This is a genomic window from Longimicrobium sp. (genome assembly GCA_036389795.1).
Classification (GTDB): Bacteria; Gemmatimonadota; Gemmatimonadetes; order Longimicrobiales; family Longimicrobiaceae; genus Longimicrobium.
In genome coordinates, this window is the sequence record DASVWD010000215.1 from 1 (window position 1) to 16031 (window position 16031).

Below are 16031 nucleotides of genomic sequence, written 5' to 3' on the forward strand. Positions count from 1 at the left end.
GCGCGCGGCCAGGAGCCCGGCGTTGGCCGCGCCCGCCTTGCCGATCGCCACGGTGGCGACGGGGACGCCCTTCGGCATCTGCACGATGGAGAGGAGCGAGTCGAGCCCGCTCAAGCTCGAGGAGAGGACGGGGACGCCGATGACCGGGAGGACGGTCTTGGCGGCGGTCATCCCGGGGAGGTGCGCGGCCCCGCCGGCGCCGGCGATGATCACCTCCAGCCCGCGCTCCTCGGCCTGCTCGGCGTAGCGGAACATGCGGTCGGGCGTGCGGTGCGCGGAGACGATCTCCATCTCGTACGCGATCCCCAGCTCGTCCAGCACCCGCGCCGCCTCCTGCATGGTCTCCCGGTCGGAGCGGCTCCCCATGATGATCCCGACCCGCGGCTGGCTCATCTGTCGTCGAACCGTCGTCGTCGCCGGTTTCCGCTTACTTCTTCCAACCGCCAGCCGCGTCCTCGCCGACTGGCGGCCGTCGAGGCGCCGCGAGCAAACGCCCCGCGCCGGGCCGAGTACATCACTGCCTTCCAGACCACTTCAGGAGAGCAGTTCCTTGCGAACCTCCACGAACCACGGCGGCGCGATGATGCCCGCGAACCGAAATGCTTCGTCGAACCCGTTCAGCACACGTACCACCGCACCATGCTTCGACTGCTGGGGTACCGGTCTAAGCAGCCGGCGCAGGAGCGCAGCGACGGCCTGGAAGGGCATGTCGACCCCCGAATCGTCCTGTCGGAGCGAGTACCACAACCGCAGCTTGTCCCAGGTCTTTGCATAAGGCTCGGCGCCGTCGATCACGCCGCGCAAACCCGTTGGGGACATCCCCACCTCGCGAGCCAGGCTTCGCAAGGAGGTACGTTGCTCGGTTGTGGCGAGCGCCTCACGGATCTGTTGCAGCTCGTCCGATTCGAGATGCGAATGGTTGGGATGACTCATCGGCCATCAATTCCGGTGGTTCCGCTCTCGGGCTGCTGCAGCCGTCTCCACTGGATTTCCTCGGACAGCCCATGAACCGCGGCTTCCAGTACCTCAACTCGTATCTGCAGGTCTTCCTGCACTGCCCGAGCCTGGCGACCACTCCGCGTAGCGTCAATTGCAGGTCGGACGACGCGCTCAACGAGGTACACGGCTCCTACAACCAATCCGACGATCTCGATTCCGATCATCTGGGACGCACCCCTGGTGTGGTTTATCTCTCAGCAGCGAGTCGGCGGCGCCTCGCCGATCGCGACGTCGGCCTCAGGCGCGCGATCCAGCAGTTCCGCGACGAAGCGGGCGAGGAGACGCCCCACATCGCAGTCTGCATCCATGTACTCGATCACCCCCTCGACCTTGAGCTGCACCGCGTAATCGGGCTCTCCGGTCCCCGGCGCCACCAATGTCGCGAAGGCTCCTGGCCACGGGATGCAGTGGAGGATCCCGGCTGCGTCGATCCGCTCGACGACCTCCTCATCGGAGACTGCGTACAGCGGCCCGTATGGTGTCACGTACCGTCGCATGCATCGGCACCTTCTTCGTGGGGGCAGTTCGCGCGGGGCTCAGTTTCCGCCGCCGAACATCAGCCAGTGCAGGTGCGAGCGGGGATGCTCGCCCTCCCACTCCGGCTCAGGCCGGGGACGCCCGCCGCGCCACTCCCACCAGCCCGCCAGGACCCTGGCGGGGACGAGCGCCCACGGATATCCCGGCGGCTCCCCAGGAAAGCGACGCAGGTACCGCGAGCACGGGGTGCACAGGATGCGCGGCGGCGGCCGCTCGGCGCGTGAGCTTCCGTGAGCGCCAGTCACCGGTCCCGTGCACGCCCGGACATCCGGCGGCTCGCCGCGCATGCCTACTCCTCCGGAACGGCTCGGGCCCGGCGACGAGTGGGACGTCGGCGGGCGGGGGGCGCATCCATCCCGAGCTCCGAGCGCACCCACTCCGGAACACTGTCTCCGGCTCGGTGGTGGCCGCTCGCGAGCGCTTCCGCCAGCTCCCGGCGCACGCGGGATCGCGCAGTTCCAGGCAGGTCCCGCGTGAGCGCGGCGAGCAGGACCGACGCGAGCGGTGTGGAACCCGGGGGGCGGTTCTCGGCCCAATCGCGGATTCGGCTGAGATGCGTCGCGATCGGGACCGTTTCCAGGGCCAGGAACTTCCGCAGCACGATTCGCCCGACGCCGATCTCCTCGGCGACGCCCGCGAGGCCGCGATGCACCGCGATCTCGCGCCGGAGAGCCGATCGAAGCGCCTCCAACTCCCGCTCAGCCGAGAGGAGGTCGACTTCGGCCTTCTCGATCGGTCCTGGCCCGATCAGTCTCCCGATTCCCACCATCGCGGCACCTCCGGACGAGTGGCTCTTTCGCAGGATCCGAGAATTCAGATGGACAAAGTGGCCGGGAGAGCCGCGTGCCGGGCGATTCCGCGCGCCGCGCTTGAAGGAACGCTGCCTCCCGTCGCCGGGCGAGGAGCCATTTGCCACGTCCTCGGTTGGCCACGGGCTCCCCCGAACGTCTCCGCTGGCTCCTCACCGGCCGACGCCGAATGCGGCGCGGACATCCGGCGCGGGCCACGGTAGCGGCTGCCTCCGCGCTGCATAGGCCTCCTCCACCGCGCGGAGCACCTCCGCCGCAGCGAGGGTGCGCTGCGGCTCCGGAAGCGACCTCACGAGGTATCGCAGGGCGGCGATCTCGCCACCTCCGTCGGACGCCGCCGGGTCGTTCGCGCACACATGCCAGAACCAGGTCTCGAGCTTGCGCCGGGTTTCGGCCTGAGGCGCTCGTACCTCACCCTGGATGAGCTGCCTCAGCGTATCCGGGCTCACTCCCACCGTGCGGGCGGCGGCGCGTAGACCCAGCGCTTCGACCCGCGACTCCACGAAAACCCGAAGATCCACGGTCGGAACTCTCGGGGCTACCGCATCCGTGTCGCGCGTGGGATCAGCCACCGTTCGAGGCCCGGTACCGGGTGGCGCTCGCATCGAATCGCTGCCGCCACCGTTTGCAGCTCTCGCCGGGACCACCATCCGCGGCAGCAGGCTCGCGTCCGCACCAGGGGCAATCACATGGTCGTTGCTTCTTTCGATCATCCCCTGTTTGCGCGGCTTCGCCGCTCATTGTGGACCTCCTCCATTTAGGGCCGAGCGCTCCATCAAGGCTTTGATCCGATGATCCGCCAGCACGCGGCCGACGATCCACCAGGTGTAGAGCCAGGTGGAGTCCTGCGGCACGCGCGCCTGGTAAGCCGCGAACGACTCGTGTTCGCGGACGGCCACCGGAAGCGGCGCCCCGATCACCCACGGCTCGAGCTGCTGCTGCAGGACCCGCAGGCGGTCAGCCAGTGAAGCCCTCGTGGCACGCCGGATGATCCGCTCGACCTCCGCCTCGTGGGGGTCCGGCGGCAGGGGCGGGCGGCCCGATGTGGCCGGCTTCAGGCGCGCATAGGACCGGTTTCGCTCCCGCAAGCACGTCTTGCACAGCCGTGTGCGGATCCTGACCCGCACTCCATCTCGAACCTCCCACCCGGGGTTCCACGCGGTGTTCTCGGGGGTGAACTCATGGCCCCGCAGGCAGTGGGTCCGGGGCGTGTGCTTCCGCGTCCTGCCCATCTCCCGGGCCAGGCGCCTCGCGGCCGACGGGTCCAGCGCCGCGAGGTCGAACGGGCTGACGCACCGCTCGTTTCCGCACGTCGTCGTGACGACGCGGCCTGATGGAATCGGACCGCACCACAGCCGGTACGAGACACGACGCGCCAGCTGTTCACCCAGTGCTTCGAATCTCGGAAATCCCTGGCCGCCAGGCGCAGGGTGGTACGACCCGCCCCACTCCCAGCACCCCGTCTCCGGATCGACCCGCACCCGCGCGGCGATCTTCTGCGCCAGGGTCGGGGGCGACGGCTTCGAGCGGCAGGCTCGCGCGATGCATCGCCGCTCCGGCGCCCGCTGTACCGACGATCCGGTCCGCTGCTCGAACGCGACGACGAGCTGCCGGACGCGCTCGCGTGAGAGTCCGATGCGCTCACCGACGGTCTTGTAGGTCTCTTCCTCAGAGGCCGTGTACGCGGCGACGACGGCGGCCTCACGAGCCGGATCGCGGGTGAGTGGCAATCCGGCCACGGTCACGAGCCGAGGCAGATCGCGCGTGGAGCCGCGCACACCGCCGGGCTTCCTGCAGCCTCACCGCCGCACCCGGCCTGGATTTGCCGAGCCACGCTCCGCGCCAGGTCGCGCAGCGACTGCGCGAGTGGCCGCGTTCGGTCCACACGGATCCGCGAATCCATGAGCCGAAGGAACACCACGATCACCTGGGACCTTGCCTGGTCGGGACTGAGCCCCGCCGCCTCCAGCTCCCGCCGGACCGACTCCCGGTGGCGAGCGAACAACGTGGCGAACGCCTCGCCGGCGCCGGTGGCGAGGTAGAGCACTTCGTCGGGATGCAGCACTCGCGGGCGTGGCGCTGGAGGTTTCAGGGCTGTGTAGCCGCGGTCGAGAGCGCGGCGATCAGCGGCCTCAGCTCACGCTGACCGGCACCTTGCCCAAGCCGAAGCATGATCTGGTCAAGACGCGCGGCCGCATTCTGCACGTCCGCCGAGGAGACCGGCTGGCGGCCAGATGCAGGCTGGCTTCCGGCCAACGCACGGCTGCTGCGAAGCAACTCGGAGAAAGCGGGTGAAAGCTGGTTCGCGGGGACCGAGGCATCGGAAGTGGAACTCGGGAGCGCCACCGCGTCCAATTGCACGGGGACCATTGCCGTCGGCGCAGCAGAGGGGCTGGACCCGCTGATCGACTCAGGCTCGCAAGCAGTGACTACCACGAGCACGATGGCGAAGAGCGGTAGTGCGCTTCTCATGCGGAACATTCGTCCCTCCTGGAAACGAGCTGAGGAAATTGGAGCGGTCTCGGCTCCCCACGACCCTGTCACGCCCGCCGTGTAATTTCCGGGGCCGGTCGGGGAGGACGGGCGCCATCCGATCCCGCACCGCGCGGCCCGATGTTGTGGGTGCCCGGCGGGATCGTGAGGATGTTCCCCCGCCGGGGAGCGTTCGGCTCTTCGGGAGCCGTCGCCTTCGTTTCGTCGCGACGATCCCCCATCAGGGCTCCTCTCGCCGCGTGTCGTCCTGGTGCGCCGTAAGCGCGCGCACCCGCTCCTGGAGCTCGTGGATGTACCTGCGGAGCGGCGGCGGGAGCGCCGCGATGTTGACCTCCGTAGGACGCCAATCGGCGTATCCGCTGGAGGGATCGTCGTCGGCTTCCAGCATTTCCTCGTACGCGTCGAGCGCGCCGGGGAGCGGGATCGTGCGGCGGCGAACGAAGGCCTTCACCGCAGCCATGCCGAGCCCGGTGCGGGCCGCGACGGCCGCCGGCCCCAGCAGCTCCACCCAGCGGGCGACGTGCGGACGGAGCCGGGCGGCGCGCACTTCGCGCGGCTCGGGTTCGTCCGGCGCGTTCGCGCGCGGCGGGAGCGGGATCGCCCGGCGCGTATCGCTGGGAGGGCGCGGCATCAGAACGGCGTCCGGCCTCGGCTCGGCTGCACATCGACGTCATTTCCCGACTGCACGTCATTGCACGACGGCGTCACCGGCAACACCACGAGCGTAAGGGGTAGCGCGAGGCGACGTTTCATTTCATGACGCGGGAGCGGAGGCGACGCGGAGTCGGGACTGCAATCCCGGGAACTCCGAATTCTTCGAGCAACGCGGCGGCTTCGACCGCCAACGGCTGCTCCACGCGGCGGGTCGCGATCGCGAGGGCGCGCCGCGCACTTTCCTGCGCCATGCGCACCTCCGTGACGTCGGCCGCGGCTCGCGCGAGTTTCAGCAGGTACCGTGCGGCCTCGGGCGTTTCGCCAAGGCGCTGGAGGGCGTCCAAGACATCCAACCACGCCTGCTGGAGAACGGTCTGCTCCCCCGCGCCGCCGGCCGCCTTCACTAGCAGCGTCAGCGTCTCGATTCGTTCTCCGTGCGGGCGCCTGGTGGGGAGGAGGTTCTGGAGGATGTGCATCGCTGCGAGGCTGTTGTCGCCCCGGCGAAGCATCAACTCGGCGAGATCGTGCAGGAGTGCGGGGATGTCCGGATGCTGCTTGCCCAAGGCGCTGAGGGCGGTCTGCGCGTACCGCTCGGCGTCATCGTGGTCATCCGCCGCGACAGCGGCCTTGAAGAGACCGTAGTACGCCTGACCGCGCGTGGCCCATAGACTGTGGCGCCGCGCGGCGCGGGTGGCCTTGAGAAAGCACGTGCGCGCGCGCGCCACCTGGTCGCGCAAGAGCATCACGCGCCCCAGCTCGACCCAGGCATCTCCGTACGAGGCCCAGTCTCCCGAGCGGCGTCCAAGCGCGATCGCGCGGCGCAGCCAGTCCTCAGCCAGGGTGAGGCGGCCGAACCCCGCGGTGAGCTGGCCGACCCGCATTGCGACCGACGCGTCGGCGGGGCTCGCGGCGGCAGCCGCCTGGGCGAACCACACGGCGGTCTGCGGGACCCGGGCCGAGACCGCCCAGTCGGAGAGGCGCTCGCAGCAGTAGGTGACGTGGCTGGCGTCCTCGACCACGTCGCTGCGCAGGAGACCCGTCAGCAGCTCGACGGCGGCGAGAGCCTCCCCCGCCAGCCCGGCGTGCTTCACCTGCCGCTCGCGCCGGCTCAGCGCACCGGCTGTGAACAGGCGAGGCCTCTCCTCGGGCTCGGTGCCGGCCCACAGCAACACGTCGCGGTTGATCTGCCAGAGCAGCATGCCCAAGTCGCTGCGCAGCTCGTCGAGGATCTCCACGCCGTCCATCTGCGCTATGGAGCCCGGCTCGCGAAACAGCACAGGAGGAAGACACCAGCGCTTGCTCGACTTCCGGTGCGCGGGCCGGAGCTGCTTCCACGCCTCGCCCCTACGGGCACGCCGTGAGCCGTTGTTCCGGTCGGCGCCACTCGGTGGCGCACTTTCCTGATCGCGTGAGTCGGACATTAGCTGATAGTTCGATACGTCTCGGACTTGGCGGCGGCGACGTATAGGCCCTGAATTAAAAACCCCAATCCATTAGGCTGCTGGGTCGAACGCACACCGTCACATTCGTGGCGTTAAACATCCGCACTGGAATGGTGATCGTAAAGTCTCCCGCTATGACGGCAAAGGCTTCGTCCCGATCTACGACATAAAAGGAGCCGCAATATTTTGCGATAAGAAGAGGGACTTTCGAGAACTGGGGCGGGATAACAAAAAAAGGGGAGTTGTGATCGGCCCTGCGATATGGCGTGAACCGGAAGCGCAAGTGTATCTTTCTGCCACACCCGTCGCGATTCTGCCTTCGCCGCGTACCTCCGAGGTGACCATGAAGCCCACACGCATTCTCGTCGCGATTATCGCAGTCTCAGGAGCTGCCCTCGGGTGCAGCGGAACGAATCCAACCGCGACACCTCATGAGGCGCCGCGGTTTGACTCAGGGTACGGAATGGGTTCGGGAAGTGTTACAGGAGGAACATCTGAGACAACTCAATTTGATTCCGCGAGTCGGAATGGTTACGGCATGGGATCCGGAAGCTAGAACTCGACGTCGGGGGGCGGTCCGTCCTCATGGCGCTTGGTAAAGGTCGGACCACGCCACGCTGTCATTCGTCGCGGTACGTCCGCAAGAAGCTGGAACAACCGGTCCCACGGGTAACCGGTTAGGGGTCTTGAGTCGTACTGTGGAACAGTACGCGTAGTACAATCTGACAAAAGCTTAGTTGCATCTCTGGCTTCGGCGGTACCGGCCACTGCCCGTGCGGCGCCTTCACGCGCATATATCTCCGCGTGTTCCCACAGACCTAGCGACTGTGCACCAAATGCTAGGTTGTTAAACACGGCACTTCCATGTACTGGAAAGCGCGTGATGAAATCGAGCGCTTTACCCATCGCTTCCATATACCGTGCTTTGTCTCCGCCACCAGCGACGGCCCTCGCGTAGGTACTCCAACCAAGCGCCTGATCGACGGGAGCGATATTCGCCCGCGTCACCAACTCTAACAACGGCAGCGCTATTTCATACCTGCCCTGGCGAACAAATAGCATTCCAATATCGTGAACGACAGCTGGGAAACGCGGGTTATGAACACCGTACCACTCTAGGCAATCGATTGCCGTCTCTGCAGCTTCATTGAAATATCCTAGGTCGGCCTGTAGCAGAAGGAGATCATGAGCGGTCCGCGCAGCGAGCCAGCGCTCGCCACTCTCCGACTTTGCTGCTCTGGCGGCCGCGTGAAAGTAATCAATTGCCGCTTGCACTTTACCCTGAGCAGCCCGAATCGTACCAAGCCCGAGGTTGCCTCGCACATACTGCGCCCACTGGGATTTATGCCTCGCAAAGTTGATTGCTCGCTCGTAGTAAACTTCCGCGCGAGAGGGCTGTCCCAGAAGCCGGTTCGTACGAGCTGCAAAATTTAATGCTCTCGGACTTTGCGGCAGGATAGCGGCACATGCCTCTGCATATTGAAGTGATGTGACCGTTAGCCCCTTACGCCCCGCCCACTTAGCGATCAATCTGCAAGCATCGGCAGCTTCAAAGGCACTCACATATTCTTCAGAGTGCAATAATTGATAGAGCGTAGCAAGTGTTTTTCGGATGGCTCGAGGCGTAGCACTCGAGTAGGTGTGCACTTTCCGCACGGTAACGCGGATGTAGTCTCTTCGATCGGGAGGAGTATCAGCCCAAAGGCGAACACCGCGTACTCGTAAGAACAACTCTGCAGCGAGCGGACCATCAACGCTCGACGCGAGCTCCTGAACGAATTCTAGAAAAGACCGCTCGCCCGGAAGAGCAATGGGACGCCTCCAATAGGTCCCACGCTCCAAACGATCCCGCGTCTTGCGCGTGCTAATGGTCGGCAACCCCTGGACAATTTGTTACCAGTCGACGAAGCGTACTGGCCCGATAATAACCATGCATATTCCCAGATTTTACCGGCGAACGTGTCCTCTTTGGATTTAAGCCGGGGTTCGTGGCGTTTCCAGAGCGGTATTATTAGACTGCGGACTGCCGGAATCGGCACAACCTCTTACCCCATCAAGGAGTAGACGCCATGAAAACCGCGCGCACTCTGTTCACCACCATGGTTGTGGTGGCAGCCACCGCCGCTTGCTCGGAACATCCGACCAAGACGGAACCCCTAACCACGCCGAGCGCTCTTTTCGACGGTAGTTCCCCGCCTCCTGACACCACCGGCGGGATGCGCGGCGGATCGTACGGATCAGGTCACTAAGCCGGTGGGGATTCACCTGGTGGGCGTCCACGCTTCGGTCCGCTCCACAACCGGAGTTTGATCCGGCACGCCCGCGTTATGGTTTCAATGCGGTTTAAAGCCGGGGGGGGCGTTTCGGGCACCCCCGGCTCCCTTATCCGCACACGATCTAATAGCTCTAGCGAAGTTCGCTCTACTTCAAACATACGGCGCGCGCGTGCCACCTCAGCAGCGTTTCTTGCCACGTGTTCGGCAACATCCCAATCTTCTGCCAATTGTGCCGCGTATCCAAGACTCCGCAGAGTTGCAGGGGCGAATTCCGGATACGTTTCCAGCAGATCCAAGGCCGTATCTCTCGCTTCGTGATACAAATCCGTGCGATGCGCACCCGCTGCCGCCTGCGCCATGGTTCCCCAAGCGAGCACCGGGTCTTGAGGGCGCCGCATTGTTTTGATCGCCTGTTGAAGCAGATTGAGAGCGGGAGAATAAAAGGCACAAGCTACGAAGAGATAAGCTACATCGTGCACCAAGAATGGCACTAGCGGATGATGGATTGGATAATGATCAAGCGCGTTAAGTGCGTATTGCTCGCCTGCCTTGTATTGCTTTAATTCCGAACAAATCGCGAGCAGGTTATGTTCCGCCTCACCCGCCATTCGCATATGCCGCTCGTTGTAAGCTGCCCGAGCAGCCTTATCTATTATCCTACGTGCACGATCATACCGTCCCAAGCTGTACATTAGCCATCCGTAGCCAACAAACGCACTAAACTTCTCACCGAAGTCGTTGGCTAGGACTGCTAAGACACGGCCTCGAACATACCATGGGCCAGCACGGGCGGGCAGACCAGCACGCCGGCACGTACGAGCGGCTAAGTTCGCAAGAGAAGCGTCATTCGACTTCACCAGGGCTGCCGCTTCGGCAAAGTGGGCAGCCGTCTGCAGGTATGCCCGATCTTCGGCCCACTGGTATACCTGACGGCATGCCTCGGCTACCTCGTCCCGCACAAGATCAACGGGGGTGCGAACTAAATCGCGGAATCGCTCCAGGGATTCCATAATTTCGGGAATCGCTTTACCAGCGTCCGACCAAAGATCAGCGGGCGGTGGGTGGAACAGGTAAATGCGGTCCCCAGGGTCGGAGCGCGCCCATAGCGCGACGTCACGCAAGGATTCCCAAAGCGCCAATGCAACTAACCGCTCAGAACACAATTCATCCAAGATCTCGAAATCGCGGCGCCAACTTGGAATAGGCGGCACGATTTGCCGACGACTGGACCGCCGCGGCCTCCTGAGCGTTGCGCTTGAGCCGTTCGCTGTCAACGGGATGTCTCAGGGCCGAGTGGTTACGATTGGGCGTAACACCCACACGTAAAGTGTACAGACGGACACCCTAAGATATGTAAAAAGGATCATGGCGCTAGAAGAGCGGAGGTGTGGACGTGACTCTTCGCAGCCCCAAGTAGCCGGGCAGCCGCCCAGGCACTTCCGCAAGAAGCCGCAAGGAGCGATCTCCCGAGCGGCGTCCAAGCGCGATGGCGCGGCGCAGCCAATCCTCACCCAGGGTGAGGCGGCCGAACCCCGCGGTGAGCTGGCCGACCCGCATTGCGACCGACGCGTCGGCGGGGCTCGCGGCGGCAGCCGCTTGGGCGAACCACACGGCGGTCCGCGGGGCTCGGGCCGAGACCGCCCAGTCGGAGAAGCGCTCGCAGCAGTACCTCCAGCGAGACGTTGTGAGAAGGCCCGCTCGCGAGAACCGCTTATTTTTCGTCAGTACCTCCGATTAAGCCCTGACGAATCTCTGCAACCCACGCGGGAACCTCCACGCCCCCGAACCGGAACGCCTCCTCGAACCCGTTGAGCACACGTACCTCTGCCCCGCTCCGGGACTGCCCGGGGACACGCCACAGCAGGCGGCGCAGGACTCCCGCAACCGTGCTGGTGGGAAGATCCCCGTGCACATCGCGGTCGTAGGACGCCAACCAGATTCGCACCTTCTGCTGGGTCTTCACGTATGGGGCAGCTCCGTCGATCAGTCCCCGTAGACCCGTGGGGGACATGCTCAGTTCGCGTGCCACCCCGCGGAGGGAGGTGCGCTCCACGGCCTCCCTGAGCGCCTCGCGGATTTGTCGAAACTCTTCGTCTTTCGCAGGCTCCTGCGGTTTCGACGGTTTCTTTTCTTTCTTCACGCTACGCTCGCGGCTGCAGTTCTCGTCCACTCAGCAAGCGGAAAATACGCTCTGGACAAGACGAAGCAAGTGAGTGCCGGAAAGTGCCGGATAGAAACTCAGGAAGCGCTTTCCGACGACCACGCCACCGCCCACGCAGGCGAAAGCGGAGAGCGACCTTCAAGTGTATTCTGAATCCGGGCCGGGGCGGCGGGCGCTCTGGGTGGGACGAGTTGACGTGCGGGAACGCGGATCGCTTCGGGCAGCTTCTGCCACTGCTCCACCGTCAGGATCTCTACCGCGTCGAACAGTTGCTCGGAGAGCTGGACGGGACGGCTACGAGTCCGCTCTGGTCGAGCGTGTCCGCGAGGCCGCAGCGGCGTGCCAGCCCTCGGCCTCGACTCAACTCTGCGGCTGGGCCTGACACCTGAGCAACGGGAGCGCCTGCTTCAGGACGCGGAAGCTCTTGGAGCTTCGCCTCGCGCAGGAGCTCCGGAAGCTGCGTGAACTCGACCGGCTCCTGGTTCAAGTGCTGGCAGCGGTGTGGGACAACGCCGATGCACACTTACCGCCGTTGCTAGGCCCGGCCGGATCAACTCCCCAGCTTCGCAAGCGACTCCTGCGCGGGCTTGAAGTCCGGGTCGAGCGTCAGCGCGGCGCGGTATGAGGCACGGGCTTGGTCGAGCTTCCCCTCGCGCTCGTAGATCATGCCTAGCCGCCAGTGTGCGGCGGAAAGGGGAGGCTCGCCAGCACGGGGGGTGTGGCGCAGGTAGCGCCGCAGCAGCACCGCGCCGCGTTCCATCTGGTTCCCGGTGAGCACGCTGAGCCGCGCGAGCTGGTAGTAGGCGGTCATCTCCTGTGGCTGACGTTGCATCAGGCGCTCGAAAACGCCCACGCTCGCATCGAGGCGCTGCATCTGCTCGTAGGTGTTCCCCAGCCCCACGTACAGGCCGACGCTGTCGGGGAAGTGGCGGAGGCCCGCCTCCAGTTCGCGCGCCGCGGCCGCCAGGTCGTCCTGCTCGCGGTAGACGGCGGCGTGGGCGTACACGCCCGCGTACGCGTTGCGCCGTCGGATCTCGCCCGCCTGTTCCAAAGCCCTCTCCCTGCCTCCCCCCAGCACGCCAGGGGCGAGCATGTAGAAGCGCATCAGTCCCCAGCGCGCCTCGACGCTGTTGGGCGCCAGCGACACGGCGGCCTCGAACTCGGTTTTGGCCTTGCGGGCAAGGAGGGCGCGGCGGATGACACTGGCGCGCATGGCCTTCAGTCCGTACGCGTTTCCCAGGTTCAGGTGATGGTCGGCGCTGCGGCCGTCAAGTACCACGGCCCGCTCCAGCCACTCCACTGCGCGGTCGACGTCGCGCTCGGAGAGGTGCGTGAGCCCCACGTAGTAGGCGGCGCGAGCGTCGCGCGGATGGCTCTGCGCGTATGGCTCAATGGCGCGGCGAGCGGCGGCGTACTGCCCCTGCTCGAACAGGCGCACCCCGCGGGCGATGGGGTCCTGCGCCAGGAGCGGCGGCGCGAAGAGCGCCAGGAGCACCGCGGCGGCGAGGATGCGGCGCGCGAGTTGGGACGGTGACTGCATGGTTGCGGCTCCGGGCTGGGGTAAGGGGAGTGCGCTGTCGCGATGGATCCGGATCGTCGGCCAGTCGGGCGATGCTCGCGCTTATCCTGTGGCGCATCGGGACCGTCGTCGGGCCAGTGCGCTCGATCTGCCCGCCGTTAGTGCAGCAGGTTCTCCAGGAACTCCACCATGCTGCGGGCGGGCTGGCGGCAGGCGCCGGGCCCGGGCTCAGAAGCCTGGGGAAGGGGCTCGGGATCTTCGGAAGCCAGGTACGCCAGCATGGCGAGCAGGACAGCGTTGGCCCGCAGGTCGTCGAAGACCAGCTTGTCGTACGTGTCGCGGTCGGTGTGCCAGGTGTAGCCGCGGTAGTCCCACTCCAGCGACTCGAGATTGAACGCGGGCGCGCCTCGACAGACAAACGCCGCGTGATCGCTCCCGCCGTTCTCCCGCACGCCCGGTGCGCTTACCTCCACTCCACCGCCGAGGTCCGTGGGGACGCGCGAGAACCAGCTGGCGAAGCGGGCGCCGGCGCCCGGGAGCCCTTGCATGGAGACGCGGGTGACGCGCCCCGTCCCCTGGTCGAGGTTGAAGAGCGCGTGCAGCCCGCGCACCACCTCCGGGTGGTCGTCGGCGAAAGCGAGCGAGCCGTTCAGCCCCTGCTCCTCGCCGCTCCAGTGCCCGGCCATGATCGTCCGCTTCGGGCGCGGAACGAGTTCCTTCAGGATGCGCATGGCCTCCATCACGGCCACGGTGCCGGCGCCGTTGTCGGTCGCGCCGGACGCGGCGTCCCACGAATCAAGGTGTGCGGAGAGGACGACGTACTCCTCGGGCTCCTCCGACCCGGGGATCACTGCGAGGGTGTTGAAGACGTCCACATCGCCGTCGAACTTTCCTTCGGCGTCGATGCGCAGCACCGGGCCCTGGCGGTTTTCGGCGAGGCGGAAGACCAGGCCGTAGTCCTCGCACCCCAGGCCGAGCATGGGAGCGCGCAGCGTCCACGCGTTGAGCACCGGGTGAGCGCCCCACCCCCCGGAGCGCGGGGCGGAGAGGACCCCCAGCACCCCGGCTTCTTCCAGCCGCACCGGCAGCCAGCGAGCGTCCGCGCCGCTCATGGCCACGCGGCGAGCCCAGGCGGCGTCAATGTCGGCGCGCTCGCGCCGCATCCGCTCCAGCCCCTCGGGCGTGGCCCACCGCTCCCAGGTCTCGGGCGGCCGGCAGGTGCGCTGCGGGGCGGAGACGAGCACCCACTTCCCTTTTGCGGTCGCCAGCCACGCCTCGAATTCTGCGCGCGACGCGGCGGCGGGGAGGACGACTGCCTCGCCCTCCAGCGGTCCCCCGGTGCCTGGGCTCCACGCCAGCAGGGTGCCTTCCAACGAGCGGACGCGAGGCTCCCGCAGGTCCACGTGGGTGATCCCGCGGCGCCAGCCGGTCCAGGTCCCGTACTTCTCGCTCCGCGCCTCGATCCCCCAGGCGCGGTACTGGGCGACGGCCCACACGTGCGCCGCCGCGGCTCCGGGCGAGCCGGTGAGGCGCGGACCGATGGAGTCGAGGAGCGCCTGCGCCAGCGGCTCCAGCTGTGAGTCCTCCGTCCCCTCGCGGCGGATGGCCTCCAGCACGGCGTTGGCCGGAGGCGGAGCCTGCGCGATGACCCGGGCGGCGAGGGCGGCCGCGGCGAGGACAGCCGCGGCGAGGAGGAACGGGCGCTTCATGTCGCTGAAATGGTGCAACTGCGGGAGCCTGGTTGATGTGGCCGGTGCTGGATCGGATGGGTGCTGCCGGATGGGACCCTGCCCTCTCGACGCGCGCCGACGATCCGACATACCAACGGGCGCGTCCGTCTCAGTCCGTCCGAAGGGCGGCGAGGATACGCTCCAGGAGCGCGTCGACGGCGGCCGAGGGGGCGGGTGGACGGTCGCGCGGGCGCAGGCGCGCGTAGCCAGTGGCATCCGTCCGGCGGCGGAGCTCGTCCGCGCGGCGTGCGCGCTCGGCGGGACGGTCGCTGGCCGCCAGGAGGCGCAGAATCTCAATCTCCATCACCTCGTCGTCCAGGCGGCGCGCGCCCGCGGCCACGCGCCCGGCAAGGGTGCGCGCGGCGGCCGAGGGAACGTGAAGAACCGCGAGCGCCGCCAGCGCCTGCACGATCAGGAGCGCGGGGAGCTGCAGCCCCTCCAGCCCGCCCATCCGCCCGAAGACGGCCACCAGTTCACCCAGCGTGCCGGCCGCACTCGTCTCGTCGCCGGCCAGCAGAAGGAGTTCGGCACGGCGCACGTGCGCCACCATGCGGTCCCAGACGCTCCCCGCGCGCACGGCAGGCTCCACCTGCGCCAGGGCGACGTCCACTCGCCCCTCGCGCCCGAGGGCGATCCAGCGCGCCTCGCGCAGGAAGGCCGCGGCGCCGCCCGCGCCGCGCTCCGCGTCGCCGTCCGCCATCTCCCGCACCTCGGCCCAGCGGCCGGCGGCGAGAAGGACGCGGAGCCCGTCGATTGCCCACGCGGTGCGGGCGAAGCGCTCCAGCCCGGCGGGTTCCCACCCTGCGGCCTTCCAGTGCGCGGGGATGATGGCGCGTCCGGCGAGCGACACGGGCGCATCCATCCGGCAGGCGCGCACCTCGGCATAGTGGCGTAGTGCGGCGGCGGCGTGGCCGCGCAGGGCGTGCAGGCGGCCCAGGTTTATCCAGGGCTGCAGCGCCAGCGCCAGGAGCGCTCCCTCCCCCGTGCGGTCGGCGCCCGCCTGCAGCCAGGCGACCTGCGCGCGCACGACGCGCTCGGCATCGTCAAGCCGGCCGGCATGCGCGAGGATGAGCGAGGCGTTGTTCCCGCACCCGGTGACTGTCCGCGCCCGGCCTATCACGTCGGGCTCGGCGAGTGCGGTGGCCAAGCTCCCGGAGAGATCCTCGGCCCACGCTCCCAGCGGGCGCCGCGCGGGCTGCTCGTTGACCGTGAGCAGGCGCACCCCGGGAAGCGCCGCCGCGTGCGAGTTCGGCGTCAGGGGCGGAGCGAGGGTTGGGGCGGCCAGTGCGGCACTCATCGGGATACATCCGGCAAGAGGATAGACTCACACACAGACGCAAATAAGATCACGAAGTAGAATCGCCTGGCCACGCTCGCGATCGCGGCCCACCGGGTCGGGAGACGAGCCTCG

16 protein-coding genes are annotated in these 16031 nt (G+C 67.1%); all 16 read right to left on the reverse strand.

Going from position 1 to position 16031, the window contains the following annotated elements:
- Positions 1-393, reverse strand: a 393-nt coding sequence (gene purE, locus VF746_25205; GenBank protein HEX8695738.1) for a 5-(carboxyamino)imidazole ribonucleotide mutase, incomplete at its 3' end; no start/stop codon positions are given.
- Between the two features lie 141 nt (positions 394-534).
- Positions 535-933, reverse strand: a complete 399-nt coding sequence (locus VF746_25210) for a hypothetical protein (protein ID HEX8695739.1) — start codon at positions 931-933, stop codon at positions 535-537.
- A 260-nt stretch (positions 934-1193) separates the two neighbouring features.
- Positions 1194-1496, reverse strand: a complete 303-nt coding sequence (locus VF746_25215; GenBank protein ID HEX8695740.1) for a hypothetical protein — start codon at positions 1494-1496, stop codon at positions 1194-1196.
- Between the two features lie 329 nt (positions 1497-1825).
- Positions 1826-2305: a hypothetical protein gene (locus tag VF746_25220; GenBank protein HEX8695741.1), complete on the reverse strand. Its 480-nt coding sequence runs from the start codon at positions 2303-2305 to the stop codon at positions 1826-1828.
- 192 nt (positions 2306-2497) lie between these two features.
- Positions 2498-3058 (reverse strand): hypothetical protein, encoded by a 561-nt coding sequence (locus VF746_25225; protein HEX8695742.1) that lies wholly within the window; start codon positions 3056-3058, stop codon positions 2498-2500.
- A 24-nt stretch (positions 3059-3082) separates the two neighbouring features.
- Positions 3083-4123 (reverse strand): sigma factor-like helix-turn-helix DNA-binding protein, encoded by a 1041-nt coding sequence (locus VF746_25230; GenBank protein ID HEX8695743.1) that lies wholly within the window; start codon positions 4121-4123, stop codon positions 3083-3085.
- The gene (locus VF746_25235) at positions 4087-4410 is read right to left on the reverse strand and encodes a hypothetical protein (GenBank protein HEX8695744.1); all 324 of its coding nucleotides are present in this window, start codon (positions 4408-4410) and stop codon (positions 4087-4089) included. Before VF746_25235 ends, VF746_25230 begins: the two co-directional genes overlap by 37 nt.
- Positions 4411-4433: 23 nt before the next feature.
- Complete coding sequence (locus VF746_25240; GenBank protein HEX8695745.1) at positions 4434-4826, reverse strand: hypothetical protein; 393 nt, start codon at positions 4824-4826, stop codon at positions 4434-4436.
- A gap of 232 nt (positions 4827-5058) precedes the next feature.
- Positions 5059-5469 carry a hypothetical protein gene (locus VF746_25245; GenBank protein HEX8695746.1) on the reverse strand — a complete coding sequence of 137 codons (411 nt, stop codon included), beginning with the start codon at positions 5467-5469 and terminating at the stop codon, positions 5059-5061.
- A 118-nt stretch (positions 5470-5587) separates the two neighbouring features.
- Positions 5588-6727, reverse strand: a complete 1140-nt coding sequence (locus tag VF746_25250; protein HEX8695747.1) for a hypothetical protein — start codon at positions 6725-6727, stop codon at positions 5588-5590.
- A 759-nt stretch (positions 6728-7486) separates the two neighbouring features.
- Positions 7487-8581: a tetratricopeptide repeat protein gene (locus tag VF746_25255; protein ID HEX8695748.1), complete on the reverse strand. Its 1095-nt coding sequence runs from the start codon at positions 8579-8581 to the stop codon at positions 7487-7489.
- 598 nt (positions 8582-9179) lie between these two features.
- Positions 9180-9824 (reverse strand): hypothetical protein, encoded by a 645-nt coding sequence (locus VF746_25260; protein ID HEX8695749.1) that lies wholly within the window; start codon positions 9822-9824, stop codon positions 9180-9182.
- 1097 nt (positions 9825-10921) lie between these two features.
- Positions 10922-11380 (reverse strand): hypothetical protein, encoded by a 459-nt coding sequence (locus VF746_25265; protein HEX8695750.1) that lies wholly within the window; start codon positions 11378-11380, stop codon positions 10922-10924.
- Positions 11381-11921: 541 nt separating this feature from the next.
- Entirely contained in the window at positions 11922-12911 is a 990-nt protein-coding gene (locus tag VF746_25270; GenBank protein ID HEX8695751.1) for a tetratricopeptide repeat protein, read from the reverse strand.
- A gap of 137 nt (positions 12912-13048) precedes the next feature.
- Positions 13049-14599 carry a M20/M25/M40 family metallo-hydrolase gene (locus VF746_25275; protein HEX8695752.1) on the reverse strand — a complete coding sequence of 517 codons (1551 nt, stop codon included), beginning with the start codon at positions 14597-14599 and terminating at the stop codon, positions 13049-13051.
- A 130-nt stretch (positions 14600-14729) separates the two neighbouring features.
- Positions 14730-15917 carry a hypothetical protein gene (locus VF746_25280; GenBank protein HEX8695753.1) on the reverse strand — a complete coding sequence of 396 codons (1188 nt, stop codon included), beginning with the start codon at positions 15915-15917 and terminating at the stop codon, positions 14730-14732.
- Positions 15918-16031 lie beyond the last annotated feature (114 nt).

Coding starts and splice junctions, on each gene's coding strand:
- VF746_25210 (HEX8695739.1), bottom strand. CDS start 933: ATGAGTCATCCCAACCATTCGCATCTCGAATCGGACGAGCTGCAACAG.
- VF746_25215 (HEX8695740.1), bottom strand. CDS start 1,496: ATGCGACGGTACGTGACACCATACGGGCCGCTGTACGCAGTCTCCGAT.
- VF746_25220 (HEX8695741.1), bottom strand. CDS start 2,305: ATGGTGGGAATCGGGAGACTGATCGGGCCAGGACCGATCGAGAAGGCC.
- VF746_25225 (HEX8695742.1), bottom strand. CDS start 3,058: ATGATCGAAAGAAGCAACGACCATGTGATTGCCCCTGGTGCGGACGCG.
- VF746_25240 (HEX8695745.1), bottom strand. CDS start 4,826: ATGTTCCGCATGAGAAGCGCACTACCGCTCTTCGCCATCGTGCTCGTG.
- VF746_25245 (HEX8695746.1), bottom strand. CDS start 5,469: ATGCCGCGCCCTCCCAGCGATACGCGCCGGGCGATCCCGCTCCCGCCG.
- VF746_25260 (HEX8695749.1), bottom strand. CDS start 9,824: ATGCGAATGGCGGGTGAGGCGGAACATAACCTGCTCGCGATTTGTTCG.
- VF746_25270 (HEX8695751.1), bottom strand. CDS start 12,911: ATGCAGTCACCGTCCCAACTCGCGCGCCGCATCCTCGCCGCCGCGGTG.
- VF746_25275 (HEX8695752.1), bottom strand. CDS start 14,599: ATGAAGCGCCCGTTCCTCCTCGCCGCGGCTGTCCTCGCCGCGGCCGCC.
- VF746_25280 (HEX8695753.1), bottom strand. CDS start 15,917: ATGAGTGCCGCACTGGCCGCCCCAACCCTCGCTCCGCCCCTGACGCCG.